General features: G+C 39.0%; 9 protein-coding genes. 7 read left to right on the plus strand and 2 right to left on the minus strand.

Annotated elements, in window-relative coordinates; genetic code table 11:
- Positions 1–415: 415 nt before the first annotated feature.
- The 6 genes from H6G14_RS27525 (at position 416) to H6G14_RS27550 (ending at position 13,401) form a co-directional block, all read left to right on the plus strand.
- Complete coding sequence (locus H6G14_RS27525) at positions 416–2,578, plus strand: bifunctional DNA primase/polymerase (protein ID WP_190571452.1); 2,163 nt, start codon at positions 416–418, stop codon at positions 2,576–2,578.
- Positions 2,579–3,299: 721 nt separating this feature from the next.
- Complete coding sequence (locus H6G14_RS27530) at positions 3,300–5,702, plus strand: hypothetical protein (protein ID WP_190571454.1); 2,403 nt, start codon at positions 3,300–3,302, stop codon at positions 5,700–5,702.
- Positions 5,703–6,272: 570 nt separating this feature from the next.
- Complete coding sequence (locus tag H6G14_RS27535; protein WP_190571456.1) at positions 6,273–8,729, plus strand: dynamin family protein; 2,457 nt, start codon at positions 6,273–6,275, stop codon at positions 8,727–8,729.
- The gene (locus H6G14_RS27540) at positions 8,726–9,589 is read left to right on the plus strand and encodes a hypothetical protein (protein ID WP_190571458.1); all 864 of its coding nucleotides are present in this window, start codon (positions 8,726–8,728) and stop codon (positions 9,587–9,589) included. Before H6G14_RS27535 ends, H6G14_RS27540 begins: the two co-directional genes overlap by 4 nt.
- A gap of 23 nt (positions 9,590–9,612) precedes the next feature.
- A complete protein-coding gene (locus H6G14_RS27545; protein WP_190571460.1) occupies positions 9,613–11,682 on the plus strand; it encodes a lipase family protein in 2,070 nt (689 codons plus the stop codon).
- An 828-nt stretch (positions 11,683–12,510) separates the two neighbouring features.
- Positions 12,511–13,401 carry a tyrosine-type recombinase/integrase gene (locus H6G14_RS27550; protein WP_199326306.1) on the plus strand — a complete coding sequence of 297 codons (891 nt, stop codon included), beginning with the start codon at positions 12,511–12,513 and terminating at the stop codon, positions 13,399–13,401.
- Positions 13,402–13,546: 145 nt separating this feature from the next.
- Here H6G14_RS27550 and H6G14_RS27555 read toward each other — a convergent pair whose 3' ends face one another.
- Positions 13,547–15,154 (minus strand): SH3 domain-containing protein, encoded by a 1,608-nt coding sequence (locus H6G14_RS27555; RefSeq protein WP_190571461.1) that lies wholly within the window; start codon positions 15,152–15,154, stop codon positions 13,547–13,549.
- A gap of 30 nt (positions 15,155–15,184) precedes the next feature.
- Positions 15,185–15,610, minus strand: coding sequence for a hypothetical protein (locus H6G14_RS27560; protein WP_190571463.1), 426 nt, complete (start codon positions 15,608–15,610; stop codon positions 15,185–15,187).
- Positions 15,611–15,961: 351 nt separating this feature from the next.
- On the opposite strand from H6G14_RS27560, the gene H6G14_RS27565 reads away from it, so the two are divergent.
- On the plus strand, positions 15,962–16,362 hold a 401-nt coding region (locus H6G14_RS27565), incomplete at its 3' end, for a hypothetical protein (protein WP_190571465.1).

Here is a 16,362-nt window from a genome sequence, read left to right on the forward strand (position 1 = left end):
TAAAAATTAACACAAGAAATCGGCTAGCTACCCATCAGCCAGACATACGTTTAGCTCCCAGGCAACCAACCGCCTATTTTAAAGCAATCTTAGTCTAGCAATGTCTGCGCGATAAAAGCAAAGTGGAAAGTGCTGTAACCAAGTCAAAACATTTGTAATAAATGACACTATCAGCAATTAGAGGAGAAAAACTCTTTTTTACTCGATTTATGTTCAGTTTGGATGATTTTCTAATTGATACATTAATAAAACACGTAAATATAAGAGTTCGAGGCTAACAATTGCAGAGTTTTTAATAGATAAACTGCTGGAAGCCAAATCTAAAATTTGCATAGCACTTGGTATTAGCACTGTTACTTTCGCCACTACCAGTGGGTAGCCCCGATGAACGCAATCATCATCGGAGGATAGAACAATGGCGCAAGCCAAAAACACAGCAGCACAACCTACCCTTTTACCATCAGATCCATTAGGGCAAAGGTTTCTAGATTATTTTCATCATGGTTGGGGCTTCATCTACGCACCCACCCCCAACAGTGGCGAGCGCCCAAATTGGCGGACTGAAACTCGCTATCCCTTGGAACCGCGAAATCTGTGGCAACAATACTTAGACCCTGATGTTTTAATAGGTCTGCGATTTGGGAAAGAAACCAATTACCTGCTACTGGATGTTGACCGAATCAGCAGCCTACACCCCATCAGCAGCCAACTAAAATATCGGCAGGTACTAGACTGCTTAGAAGAAATTGGTTTATGCCGACCAGTCCCCATACAATCAAGTGAGCGGGGCGGACTGCATATATATTATTTCTTAGAAGAGAATCAACATTCCTACAGCCTAGCCCACGCTGTTCAGCGAGCCTTAGAAGAGGCAGGTTTCAAAATTAGAGGTGGGGAGTTAGAGATTTTTCCCAATTGCAAGGCATATAGCAAAGGCAAACCCAGCAACTTTAACGCCCACCGTTTACCATTGCAGGCAGGCTCCTATTTACTCGATGACAGCCTAGAACTGTGGTCAAATAATATTGAAGACCTGCTCAATGCCGCCGACTGGTCAGCAGGTGGGCAAGATTACGAAGCATTAGCGCAAGCGATCGCTCAAGCTAAAAGCAACAAAGTTATCAAATTCCCATCTCGTCAAGGTAGCACCGCCAAGCAATGGCAGCATGAGTTAGAAGAACGTACTGCTGAAGGCTGGACAGGTCCAGGACAGACAAACGAATTGCTTAAAAACATGGGATGTCTAGGTGTGGTGTTTCGCCATCTCAGTGGAGAAGCACTAGTAGATTATATAGTGATCACATCTCGTAATTGCCGAGGATACGAGAAATGGTGTAACCACCAACATGAAATTGAGCAACGAGCCAGAGAATGGGCCCAAAGTTGTGAAAGATATTACACTCCCTATGCCAGCTACCCACAACGGGTAAATAGCTACAAAGAACAATTTGGGACAGTGAATGAAAACAAAGTCATCGAATTGCATCCCAATCAGCAGCGACAACAGGAAACATTAGAGCGCATTCGCTCAATTGTGGCACATTTACAACAAACTCTAACATTTCCAGAACGGACAAGCGATCGCGTAGAGTCCATCATCGCCGCATCCAAGGCACAGTACGGTAAAGGAATTAGCCAGACAACCTTATACAAGCAACTCTACTTATCCTTATGGCATCCCGACCACCAAAACCCAAGGCAAGAAGAACAGCCTGTAAACGCTTGTGATGAGAGCAACACAGCCATTTTTTTCTCCGAAAAATACCCCCAAATAGCAGACCCTTGGTTAGAAGATGCACAGCCGGAAACCAAGTCGTTACAAGCAACACAGCAGCAGCCTTTAAAAAATTACACACCCCCTCCATATATGAAGGTTTGTTCTTGTGCGTCATCAGCCTTAGCCGTTGCTGGCGGCAACGCTAAGGCTGATGATGATCAAATTCTTGAATTTTCGACCAGCTGTAATTTTTCAAATCCCAGTTCTGATTTTTCATATCTGATCTCTAAAAATTTACAAAATTCAAATCTTAGTAATCATAAGCAAAACCAATGTCTGTTTTTCCCAAGCGAGTCGTTCGATGACAATAAGCAAAACTTATTAAATGATAAAAGTCTTGCTAAATCAGATATTTCAAATGCAAAAAACCTTGTTGATATTAAAGCTGATAGTATTTCTGCTATGACTTTAGCCAGCGAATGTTTTTTAGAAAGCGAACTGTCTATACCAGTTTCTATACCGGAGTATGCCAACCAAATAAGTTCGTTGCCCATCTCAGTAAGACAACAGGATAGCCTACCTGAAGACGAGACATTCAACTCAGAAAACTACCGCCAAGCAATTCGCTTAAGACTGCAAGCCAATACTCAGGCACGTCACTGGGTAAAAATGTTCTGTGATACAGAACATTTGTCATTGCTGCCCCAGGAGCGGATAGAACTAGAACAACTGGTTAAGCGACTTTTAATGTTGAAATCTTCGTCGCTGATGTTACAACAGGAAGCACAGGAATGGCTGGAAGCTAACAAATCTATTCTGGATATAGCAGAGCGTTTGGGTATTGAACTTAAATTAGTGTGATTTTTAGCAAGATGGTTTCTCAACCCGTCCTGGTTTTAAAAATACGGAAAGTCAAGCTTTTTCATGTTGTCTTGTAGGTTTTAGGTCACATCTCGGCTCAACACCATACTGGATAAATCCAGACAGACATTAATAATTAAACAGTATAAAGCTAGAAACAGAAATTGAATAGTTTTATTTTTAATAGTAGTTTTAATTAGGCATTGGGGTTCATTCGATAGCTGCTTTCAATTCCTCAACATCATCATAGTTATCATCTATAAGCTAATAAAAAATTTTCGCCTATGCGCTCGTATTTTACTATTATGAAAAAAACACAAAATTTTTCGGACTATTGACACTCTTTTTAGACTTTGAGGTTAGTATTACGTCGAATCTATTGATAAAACATACCTTCCTTGACTAACGCATTATTACTTAGTACTGTCATTAATATTGTAAAAAATAGTACTTTAGGATTGTATTTTCTATTTTTTAAAATTAGGGCTGAAAATAGCTTGTAAATTTGAGAATCCTTGCTCTGATTCAGGTTGAAATCGTGTAGGAAAGTGTAAGGTTCTGTTATATAAAATTATATAGGTTTAAAATTGAAATTCTTACTGTATAAGGTTTTTAGCTTTTAATCATTTGAAAATATCAAGCATTATTGCTGGGTTATGACGACGATACTTGCTTTTTTATACATGTGTTTTATAATAATACAAGTATATGAAATAACAGTATGAAAAATGTAGCAAAGATTACAACTATTAAAGATGCTTATGAACGATACATACAAGAATTTCCTTCAAGAATGAAGTCTGTAAAAACTGCAATTGTTCGATATCTTCTTCCTTACTCTGGACTTAATCTTGATTTTCATGTTTTTCCAAATCAACCTTTAACACGACAGCAAAATAAAAAAGGATTAGATCTGTCCAGCAAACTAAAAATTGAAGAATTCAGTGATTTGGAGAGGGTTTTAAGTTGGCAAGAAAAGGTTTTTGTTAGTCTTAATGCTAATCAAAATGTTCGTAGTGTATTTAAATCTTATCTTCGACATTTTTTAATTTGGTGTCAAGAACAAGGATTAATCAAACCTAAGCAATCTCAGGATTGGTCAATTCCTGTAACTTATACTGGTTCAAGTCGGCGACATAATCGAGGTAATAAACAAAAGTATCCGATTACTAATCGTCACTTATTGGTTAGTTACAGAGTGAAAATTGAGCAATTATCTCAGACTGTACAAGACCAGTTGAGAGAGTTTGAAGCTTTTTGGATTGATCCTCACTACAGCAATCAACGCCCTATTCCCGGATGTGTAGAGGAAATGACTTACAGTCTTTGTATTAAATTTATCTTGCAAATTTTAGGTTGGTTAGCACTTGATAAGTTGGCCTATTATCATCAGATGCGAGAACATGCTCATGCTAAGCATGAGAAAAATCCATGTTATGAATCTGATTGGTTGCTAGTTGATGCTCAACCACCAGTTTGGATTGAGGAACTACATAAAAAATATCCTCCTAAATCCTTGAATATGCTTCAACTTGAAGACCTAGTATCAGTTATTGATATCCGGACAGATCCATTGAATATGGTGATAGCTAAAGATGAGATGTTCCAGGCTCAATCATCTAATTTAGAAATTCAGCAATTATTAGCAGAACTTCAATTTGAATTGAAAGCTCAAAATGCCTCACTCAGTTTTGATTTAGGTTTACGATTAGGAAAAGCACTACATCAGAACCAAAATGCCGTAGAGGAAATTAGAAAATTCAATAGCATTATCCAAAGAGAAGAAGTAAAAGAACTGAGAAAATTAGAGTCTCAAGAAGTCGCTAAATCAGTCCGTAGTTTTCTTAATGATTATATTAAATGGCTTAAATATCAGCACAATCCATTCAATAAATCAGATGGCTACAGAATTAGTACTAATTATATTTTGAAGTTTTATCATGCAACTATGAATTTGGCAAAATTTCTCTATCGAGAAATTACAGATTCAGTTATGTATCCTAATTACACAGATATTCCTGTAATTATGGAACTTCGGAAAATGCGTACTGAAGAAGAAAATTGTCGAAGTAAACCAAATCCTGTAAATTCTATTAAGCGTAATCCATCTTGGCAAGAATTGGGACAGTTGCTTAAGGTGCTGTTGTCGTTATGCTCTCCACGGCTTCAACGGCATGAAAAATGGAACGTTAATCTTGGTAGATTGAGACCACAAACGGCTGTTGCTAAGGATTTTCAACGATACTTAATTATGATGTTCTTTCGTATCATTGCTCCAGATCGCCAACATGTTGTGCGGCAATTGAGAGTGCATGACACCTTAAAACTTTACTGGATTAATTGGAAAACTGGCGAGTATGAGGAAGCTCCTTGGGATTCTAAATGTAAACGTTACAAGGCTTATTACAACACTTATACAAAACTTTATTACCTAGACCCTGCTGATGCAAATGATGAAAAAGGAAATGTGCCTCATCACCCCAAGGGTAAAGCTTTTGAGTGGATTGTTGATTTAGATGAGACACAAACAAAAACTGATCAAGCAAACTCTTACAGAATTCCTAAGATATACAATCCTGAATTGCAAGCATGGCTTTATGGTCGAGAAGATTATTCAGAAACTTGGCAGAATTGGCCTTCCCGTGCTCATACAAGACAGAAAAGCCGTTATCGTGTACAGCAGTTTAATTGGTGTGGATATGTTGACTTTGAAACCAACCAGTTATCTGGATTTAGAGATATATTCCAGCCAAAACATGACTATGTTTTTACACAATCAAATGGTGAACCATTTAGTGTTAAGTCATTACGAGGGCTTTATGAAAATATTATTTGGAGCCATTTGGGGGTTAGGGCAAATCCTCATGGTGTTAGAAGCTCTGCAACAACCTACTTTGAAAGTCAAGGAATGACTGATGCGGAAAGCAAATCTTTAGCTGCTTTAAAAAACCATAGTCCTGAAATGCAGGATAGTCCAGCTTATAACAAACTGCGTGCTTTAGAAAAAACTGTACGGGCATCTAAGATGATTACAGAGGATTTTCTAAAACAATATGATCTTAGCCCGGAAGAATATGGGCTGCATAGTGATATGGAAGAAAGCGGCAGTAACTCTGCTTATTAAAGACTTAGGTTTAAAGAAGCTGAAAAAGTTTATATTATATGGATTTCAGCTTTTTAATCCCCTGTTTTGGCGTAAATAGAAGGTTCATGCAACGAGGGGCAACCTATAGCTATAAACTTTATACAGCAACAGTTACAGAGATTGATACGGGATTTAACCGCGCTCACGAAAAGATAAGTTGCACAAATGGTTTTTCTAGCGCATAGACAGTAAAATAACTTTGCCTAAAACGGAGCTTGGAGTACCTTGAAGTTTCTGTTTCAAAGTATTATCGCTCCGTGTCGAAACTGAAAAACATTGCCTAAAATGAGACGAACTAGGTTAGCAGTTAGGTCGAGGGGAAGTATTATCTTCCGCCCCTCCCAATTAGGCAAAGTTATCATTTGTATTTATTATCAATTAAGCCCAAAAAATGGCTTATTTTTACAAAACTTTACGAGGCTGCACCTGGTAACACAAACCTTCTATTTTCGCCGTATAATACCCCAATATGGATGTTATCTAGAAAAAATCTGTGAAGCGTTCGAGCAGAAGATTGGCGTTTGGTTCGGTTAGAAAATTGAGGTATCAATGAACACTAGTGTTGCGATAAAACTAGATAACGCTCGTAATCTCTTGAGAGAGCTTGGTGATGCTATCAACCACCTAGAAGTATCCTATCCAGACATTTTCCATAATCCAGAGATAAAGTCACAGCTTGAGTCGTTTCGTCGAGCACATGAGGAAGCTGTAGCTAGGTTAGCTAATCCACGTCTATGTATTGCAACTCTTGGTACAACATCCTCTGGTAAATCAACAATCGTTAATGCCTTAATTGGTCGGAGGATAGCCCCTATAGAAGCTGGTGAGATGAGCGGAGGAGTATTGACATTTCATCATTCACATGAAAACAAGCTTGTTGTTAATGTTACAGAAGGAGCGGAGTGGTTTACAGGTGAACGGCTCGAATCGCGGGATGAAGAACTTTATAAGCAAATTTATGGTGTGATGAAAACTTACCACACCATTCGGAAAAACAAGGAATGCATGGCTCCCCAGGTAAAGGTCTTCGGTTCAATCCTTCCCGCAGTAGATCTAACCTTGCTGGGTCTTCCGGAGGGGGTTGAAGTTGAATTAATTGACTTACCAGGGCTTAAATCTGTACAGGATCGAGCCAATCTTGCTGTAATTCAGGAACAGATTCCTAAAGCCTTCAGCATTGTTGCCCTAGATTATGCTCAGGTAGATGATGAGCATAGAAAGCGTCTACTAGAAGAGCTAAAAAGAGTTGTTCAGTATCTTCAGGGGCGGACTGATTCAATGCTCTTTATTCTCAATCGAGTAGATCTGCGAGGAAGCGATGATATTCCTATTGCAGATCGGATTAGACAGCTACGTGGTGAGATTCAGCAAGTACTTTCCTTAGAACAACCTCCAGAAGTGATACCCTTCAGTGCTCGGCTTCTCTACTATGCGCAATGTGCTTGGGGAACAGCCGCTTCTGATGTTGCATCCTTGGTTGATCAAGCCACACGCTTGAAATTGCTAAAAGAAATGCTCATAGATTGTGCAGCATTAATTCAGCAACAAACGGATCAAGACCGGAATTTGAGACTTTGGTTTTTCCAGCTTGGAGAAGATATTCGCGAAGGTGAGTATATTAGCGATGAAAAAATGCGGCAGATTCTTGAGTATGCTCTTAATTGGAGCGGGGGAAGACATCTTTGGAATCAACTGCAAACTCGTGTTCAAGAATCGTTTTCAGAACTTGTAATCCTGCCTGCATTAGTGGAGATCCTTGATAGCTATGATGCTTTAGCAAGGGCGTTTGATACTTTAGCAGACATCAGAAAGATTGAGACTAAGGAAGCGGTTGATGCAGAATTAAAAAGAATTGCTGAAAGCCGTCACTGGTTAAACCAAAATATTCAAAATCTTCGTCAAGAATTTCTTACTTATATAGCAGAAAACATTGATGCTCTCAAAAAGAATGATCTAACTATTCGTAGTCGTTTAGCACAACAAGCTAAAGAGAAAGGTCGTAGAGGGTTTCAAACCCTTTTTGAGGCTGTTGATGTAGTAGAAGGTGATCTAGCCCAAAATTTAATCAGTCCTGTACGCGACGCTCTGAATGCTAATAAAGAAGTGTATTTACTGAAAGAAGCTTTAGATGAAGTAACTACGCCTGTACTGATTGAGAGAATCGGTGATGCATATGACTCCGCTAGTCGTAGAACCGCTAATTTTACACCTGTACCAAATGATGATTTATTCAAACGTGCTCGTGAGGACGATAGACAGGGAGTAAAAGGACTTGAAGTGGATGAGCTTGCTGTCCGAAGACTTTACCAGGTCATGCGAGATGCATTATCAACTAGAGCTGAGTTTATTCTCCAGACACAAGCGAAAAAAATTGAAGCTGCTCTACAAGGGTTAATTGATGAACAGGAAAAGGCACTAGGAACTCTCTGCATTCAGCAACTTCCTTTGTTAAAGCTTGATCAGGCAATCATGGCAGCTTTTAAGCAAAATGCATCTCAAAATTTGCCAACTCTACCCGAAAAATTTTTTGAAATTCCATTATCTATAGGACAGAACACAAGTAAAGAACAAGAGGTTGTTGGCAAGGAGAATGTTACTCAAACCTATACAGAAGGAAGTTGTTTTAAGCAGGAGAAGACTAAAACTGTCGTGAAGGATGTTATGGGAGATGTTGCTTATTGTGAGTTGAAGCTTCCGAATGCAAATAAAATGGCTCAGCAATGGGCAGAGGGAATTGCACAGGGAAAAGATAAATTATGGGATATTCTCTCTGCTTGGATTATTGAGCGTCTAAACTTTGCAAGTAATGTATTTGATAAATCTGTCGATGAAGTGATTAGTTTGGCAGAACATGAGCTTCAACAACAGAAAAAGATCATTGAGGACAACTTTGAAGCCGAACTTCAGCGTTGGAATGAAATTGAACAGCAGAAAGCTGAAGCTACAAAAATTTGGCAGAAACTAACAGAAGAATCTCGTACCTCACACGTTGTTGAAGAAAAATGATATCCCTAAAAGCTTTTCAAAAAGTATTCGCTGAACTAGAAAAGAAACTAGAAGACACCAAAGATTCACTTCCTCGCAATCATGAAGGCAATTTTCAGATAAAGGATGTTCTAAATCTCTCAATACAGTTGTGGGGAAACAAACTCGATCTTAATTCTGAACAGATTAGCTCTATCCAAAGATTTGCCAACGCATCGAAAACAGATGCGATCGTCAAGGACATCTATAATGAGTGGAGTTACTTAGAAGAGTCTTGGGGGCCTTGGAAGAGCGCGAAGAAGAACAAGTTTGGAAACTATGTCCAGGAAAAGGTGAAATCCATTATGAATCTAGATCTAACAGGGTTCACATTTATTCTGCTTGCTGCCTTTGTGTTTACAGGTATCGGGTTGATTCTTTACTTGCTGAATCAAAGGAACTCTGAGAAAGATAACTATGTACCCAAAGAATATCCGCCAGTAGTTTCCTCTCCCCCAAAAATTCTAGTACTGGGCATAAATGCAAAGCATCAAAGTATTATCCAGTCCTTGAACAAGGGTCGAGTTGCACCAAGCGAAGTAGAAGAACTATATCGAGCGACAGAAGCCCTTTGGATAGGCTCTCAAACTGATTTTTCTCAGTCTGCACTCAAAAAAAAGTTCTCTGGCGAGAACGCGCTTCAAGAAACAGAGGAATCGGAGTATGACATCTACTTTGTAAAAATTGAACTGACTCAACCTGTCCCTGGGTTTGGGGCAGATGTAAATCAAATGGGCAGGCTTGATGCTTTTCGAGAGCTACCAAAAGTCTCCGGAAAAGTTGAGGTTTCTCCTCGATTATCTAGTAGCGCCTATGAAAATACGCCTGTTTACAGCCGTTAAATCAGAGATACAAGGTACTTGAAATGAACTCTTTTCCTCTTTCACCTGAGCAATTGGAACTATCTATGATTCTTGCTCAGGCATCTTACTTGACGTATTCTAATAGTCTTGACGCTAATGAAATAAGAGAGAAGGCTGGAATATTAGCGGTCAAATTCTTTCACTATAGTGCCGCTTTTCAATGGAGCATAGTAGGTTTTTTAGGATGTTACAAAGACTATATTATCGTTGCATTCAGAGGAACAAATAATACTGAAGATTGGAAAAAAAATCTTCAATTTTCGCCTAATTCAGAGTTTTGTGTGCAAGATGGAAGCGGAAGTAGAGTTCACACTGGCTTTTCTAAAACAGTCCACGAAGGATGGAAAGATTTCTTGGTGGATCTTCAGTACTTGATTAAAGATAGTTTTGACGAGAAAGACTGGAAAATTTTATTAACTGGGCATAGTTTGGGAGGAGCATTAGCAGTATTGACAGCTTATCGCCTCAACTCCCTTCCCGAATTCAGATCTAGAGTTCAAGCAGTCTATACTTACGGTGCACCTCGTGTTGGCGATCAGACGTTTAAGAATTCATTCAGGGTAGCCCATTATCGATTTGAATATGGGAACGATCCAATACCTACTTTACCACTTATGGTTTCTGGATATAGACATACTGGTGAGCGATTTTATCTTCCAAAAAATGAACCAAATATTATCAGAAAAGAATCACAAGGAATTCAGGGGTATAAAACTTTTGTAAACTTTGCAGGAGGAGCAGTTAACCTGATTCTAGCCTCTCGAAATATTCCTCAATCGATGAACCAATTACAAACTGGATTATCTTCTACAACTGAGGGATTTGAAAATATAGGTGATCATAATATTGAAAGATATATTAGCCACATCCAAGGATGCAATCAATTTTCAGTCATTGTTCAAGGTTTGCAAGACGGCTCACTGAAGAGAATTGGGGGCACTATTCGTGAGACGAAAACCGATCGGATTGTAGGGCATCTGTTTGAGTCATTGGAGGTTACTAACCTCTTAATGAACCAACCCTCGGCTCCTATTTTAGGAGGAGGTCTTTTTGCCATTCAGGGAAGTGGGCAGGGTGTACCGATGCAGATATCCCAGGTTGCTTCTATAGCTGGCATTCTGAATCTTGGAGTTAGTGTAGCTGGGTTTGTTTACATTAACTATAAATTGACCCAAATTCAGACCGCTCTGGATACTATGCAGAAAACTATGGAAGCTGGCTTCAATCGGATTGAAGAGCGTTTGGATAGCTTATCTGGTCAGCTTGCTTACATTCAGCTTCTAGTTGAAAATAGCGTACAGGAGCAACAACGTCTAGGACAAGCTATTTCGGAACTACACAGAACAGTCCTTATTCAAGAGATGGCAAGTCTACAGGCTGAGATTCAAGACAGAATTCGATATCCTGATACCCCTATCCAAAACGCGCTCAGAGTGGCTTCTCGTGTTCGGAGAGTAATGGCTGACCAAACGCATCGAGTAAAGCCAACCCTAGATGCACAAATTATGTTGATGACCGATATTGCAATTCAAGGTTGGGCGGCGGCGATTGCCGTAGAAACTTACCTGCTCTTGGATAGTGGGCAGATTGTTGATGCCAAACAGATTCTCGATTTTGAAGTTCCACGCTTCCGTAATATAGCAATGGATTGGGCTTCTGCGCTTATAGATAATGAACGCCCTCAACTGGCGACTGCTTACCGTTTTTCAACAACTCATTTCGAGGAGGATATTAGCATTGAGCGTGTTGAACGAATTGTCCGTATCTCTCGAATCGACAGACTTCTCTCCAATGGAAAAATACAGCAAAAGAAGGAGGATGCAGAGCTAATATTTCAAATGACCTATGCTCCTGAGCAGTATGGCAAGTATTGGACGCATCAACAGATAGCAGTAGCGGAATATCTAGATGCTCTCAGCGAACTCCTAGCTAGATTAGAAAGTCTCCAAGCTTTTGCAACGCTCTGTGAAAGCCAAGGTGTTAAGAGCAGTCGTGAGCTTCTGCCTGAAACTGACGCTGAACCAGGACTATATGTTCTGCCTGTGGAATTAAGAAAATTCGGACGTATCTAGGGTTTAGGGGAGTGTGTTGGCATAGAGCCGAGATAAGCGCAAGTGCGATTCGTTCTGGAGAAACCCAATATTTGGGGTAGTGTTACGGAAGCTGCGGCCAGGGGCAAACTAAACTGTTTAGTTTCTAAATCTAGAGGCGGATATGAGTGAAACGACGGGGTGAAGTGTTATGTAAGGCTTACATAATAAGCGTTTCAGTATTTTATGATATCTTGAGATAGCGATATGTAGGCGATCGCTTTAACCGTGTTTGAAGTTCCGCCTTTGCGTAGAGTCGGAACTTGACCCTGGCAATCGGGCTTTTATTGCTTCTGCTAACCAAGCTTTTCGGGTTCAAATTGGTTAAAGTAGCAACTCCAATTGTAAATTCGGTACTTTTTCAAGTGTTCGTACTAGAAAAATTCCTCAATTTTAAACTAGACAGTTTAGTTTGCCCCTAGACGTAGCTTCCGTAACACTACCCCTATTTGGGAGGATTCCAGGCTTCAGTAGAGTAACTCCAGCAGGAGTTGAGTCCGCACTTTAATCCTCTACTGATGACAACTTGATATCCATATAGGTGAGGTGAAAATTTTCAACCAAGTCCTATCACCCTGGTGGGGAATTCGCCAACGGTATCGCTTCCGTAACACTACCCCTAGTACTGTTATTACTGTGTGTCACACATATGTTATGTACACCAAATTATATATTTATAAGTTGTGTGACATAATGCGTGTTTGGAGCTTGCCTGGCAAGATTGAATAGAATGCCCACATTCTGCGATCGCTGACTGTGGGAGAATGAAAGAGACACAATTCACGTTTTGTCGCGTGTAACTCTGCGTTTATGTCCCCAGTTGCCCTTGTCCATACCGAAGAACGTAAACAATTAGCCAAGTTAGCCCCGGTTGATGCCCAGGCGAAGTTAATTGAGATGTGGTTATATGGGAAATCTCAACGCTCTCAGGAAGCTTATCGTCTTTACATCACCAAGTTTTTGGCGTTTGTAGCTAAACCAGTTCCTACAATTACCTTAGAAGACCTCTACGATTTCGCGGGGCATTTGGATGGCTTGGGGTTGGCTCCAGTTACTCAAAAAACTTACCTCTCGGCTGTCAAGTCGCTGTTATCGTTTGCTCAGAAGATTGGCATGACTCCGGTGAATATTGGTGCAGCTATGAGTTTGAATAAAACACCTGACACCTTAAATGAGCGGTTGTTAACGGAATCAGAGGTGGCAAGCCTAATTGGGATGGAGTTGAATCTGCGTAACCGGGGGATTTTGCAGTTGTTATACGCGGCTGGGCTAAGAGTTAGTGAATTGTGCGCTCTTAAGTGGAAGAATTTAGCACCGCGAGGTGACAGTGGACAGGTAACGGTGTTGGGGAAGGGGAATAGAACGCGCTCCGTGTTGTTGCCCAAGTCGGTTTGGGATAATTTGATGCAGTTGCGGGGGAATGCAGCTGATAGTGATCCGATGTTTTGCAGTCGCAAGGGTAAGGGGCATCTCGACCGCAAGACTATTAATAAGATAATTGCGGCGGCGGCGAAACGGGCAGGATTGGATGCTAAGGTGTCACCCCACTGGTTGCGTCATGCCCATGCTACACATTCTTTAGAACGCGGGGCGAATATTGGGTTGGTGCAGCAGACTTTGGGTCATGCTAATGTTTCGACTACCAGTAGATATCTGCACGCTAGACCCAACGATAGCAGTTCTATGTATCTGCCTGTTTAAGGAAAGATGCCAAGCGTTAACTTAATTTCTGGATGGCTGGTATTCCGCCTCAAATCCTTTTACGTTGTAAGTCACATTAGCACGGTCTCTTCCCAGTAACCTCGTTGCTAACTAGGAATTAAATACATTTCTTACGCAGTTTCCCTTATTGGACGAATTTAGCCCACACCCACCCAGACATTCCATCTTGAGTTGTAACTTTTTGCCATTGTCCATCACTGGTAACCTCCAGCAAATTTACAATAGTGCCGTTTTTTAATATGCCAACTACTTTGCTTTCTTCATTTGGAGCAATGCGTAAGTTAGCTGTATCAATATCAGGATAAGGTACTTGAATTACTCCAGATTTATCTTGTTGATTTTCTACAAAATGCTGTTCGCCTGTATCAACAGTATTTACCTGTGATGATTGTTGGTTACACATAGCAAACAGAAACATTATTCCAATGATACAGCCTATTACCTGAGCAAAGTTAATATAATTACTACCACTATAGTATTGTCTTGTTTGTTCTATCTGTAATTGACGAATATTTTTTAGTTCTTCTTGAATCTTACTCTGAGCTTCTAACAAATAATTTTGGAAAGGTTCAACCCATGTTTGCAAAGCTTCTGAAAATTTGGAGTCATCTATAAATTGAAATAATTTAAGATTATGATAAGGATTTAAGTTTAAACAATAGAGGTCAGAAAAATAGATTGCTACTACTGTATGAATTGTTGTAATCAAATCTAATATTTTTTGATAACTTTCTCCAGGAGCTAACCCTTGTAATTGAAGTTCTTTATTAACTTCTGCCCAATTCCAACGTGGTAAAGGAATATTGCAAATATTTGGCTTATAATTTATTAAAAATTTATTTTCAATTTGGGTAAATTCTGGACTAGTCAAAGTTATCGACATGTATACATATTGATGAGCAACTTTGCTATGGAAAATAAGAGTTGGGATTGGTAACAAAAATGTTCCAACAACCGATGCCTGAGTATCGTTAATATACTCATCAAATATATTTCTATAGCCAATGCAAGGTTTTGTTGTTTCAGAGGAATAATATTTGTTGATTGTGTCTTGTAAGTTATGGGGAATCTCTACTTTTAGAGATTGGAAAGCCTGCACCTCGCTTAAAATCTCTGGAGGTGATGGAATTATGACAAATTTACCGCTTTCTTGAGATAAAAGTTCAACAATGTCTCCTCTAGTAGCTTGAAGACGTAAGTACTGCATATCTGATTGTATTTGAAGCTCTTTACGTCTCTCTTCAAGAGCATTAACTTGGGACTCTTGTATCAGTCTTAAATTTTTTTCAACAACTGACTTTTCCCATAAAAATCTTTCGTTTTGAAGTTGAAGCTCTTCGTTTTGAAGCTGAATCAGTTTTTTTGCTGTATCAGCGCGATGGGTAAAATCTATTGTTTCTAGTTTTAACCTTTCTTGCTCAATTTGCTCCATTTTCATCAAATAATTGGCATCAAATTGTGCAATGTTGTAATAATAATATTTTGGTTCTGGTAGCATACTTCTAACCCAATTAGAAGTGTTTATTAACGCTCCTTTAATTGTTTCAAAAGGTGGAAAGATTGTATTAACAACATTATTAACAACGTTACCTAAATAATGCGTAACGTTACCTTCATTGTTATGAACGGTAGAATGGCTCTGAATTAAATCACGCCTTGATTGACCTATTTGACTATTATGGATTGAAGATCCAGTAATATCAAGATTTTGTTTCAAGGGATCTTCTGTCATAATTATATAAAAATAACAAAATATATTAATTTAAAAAAAGAAACTACTAGCAACTCCTAACCAAGGTAATAACTGCTTAAGAATTGGCTGTATTTTTCCCCAAATCTTCTGACCAGTTTCTATAGTTTCGTTTGTTTCTTTCAAAACCCCGGCAACTTTCTTTAAGCTGTCAGCTGTAAATTGTTTGTCAGGATTTTCGGTTTGTGCCTCTTCTTTTGCAACACTTAGATAGCGTAGAGCTTTTTCTTGCTGATTCTGAGGTATACTAGTATTCTTTATAAGATTTTCCAGGTCTGCTAATAAAGCAAGTACCTTTTCTTGACTTAAAGACGGTGCTGTTGAACTCTGTATAATTTGTTGGGTCTGAGTTTGATCTCGCCCAGCCTGTCCAATTTGGTTATTTGACAAACTGCTACCACTGATACTAATTGATTGAGGGGGCTTTTGGTCTGACATAACTAATACGAAGATATATATGTTATTTGCTTCCTAGCTCACCTTCAACTGTTTCTTTGAAGGATGACGAATTTAAAGATTACTTTGTAGAGTTTATAACTGAAACAGCTTATTTAGAAGCTGATTGCAGTTTAGACTTTTTAATTTATTTGACCGCATAATTTTGGTTAAAATACTTAACTAATATGTACTATAGCGTATTTGTACGGTATAGCATAGACATAATTTATTTTTATAATAAAAGTACAGTTTATATTAAAAGATGTTCAATATTACTGTAAAAATGCTATTTATTGCCAATAAAACATCATATAAAAATTTTAGTAAGTATTCGCATCTGATTACAGATAAATGAACCTAATTAAGATAGAGATAAAAGGGTCAAACTCTCAGATTGAGAAATTTATCAGAAACTTTACAGATAAGGGAAAAGGCGCATTAGTTTTTGAAGTGACTAGAATCCCTTCTGTTGGAGAAAAAATTCAACTCAATTCAGACTGGGAAACGGAAGTTTTTAGAGTAACTGAAGTTATCCACTACACTGTTTCAAGTTGGTGCAGTGCTTGGGGATGTATTACTGTTGAGCCTTGTAACTTATTACCGATAGTGACGGACGAGGACGAAGAATTTGAGGCGGATGATGATGAAATAATTATTGTTGAGGATGAAGAATTTGAGGCGGATGATGATGAAATAATTATTGTTGAGGATGAAGAATTTGAGGCGGATGATGATGAAATAATTATTGTTGA

It is taken from the genome of Nostoc parmelioides FACHB-3921, assembly GCF_014696625.1.
Classification (GTDB): Bacteria; Cyanobacteriota; Cyanobacteriia; order Cyanobacteriales; family Nostocaceae; genus Trichormus; species Trichormus parmelioides.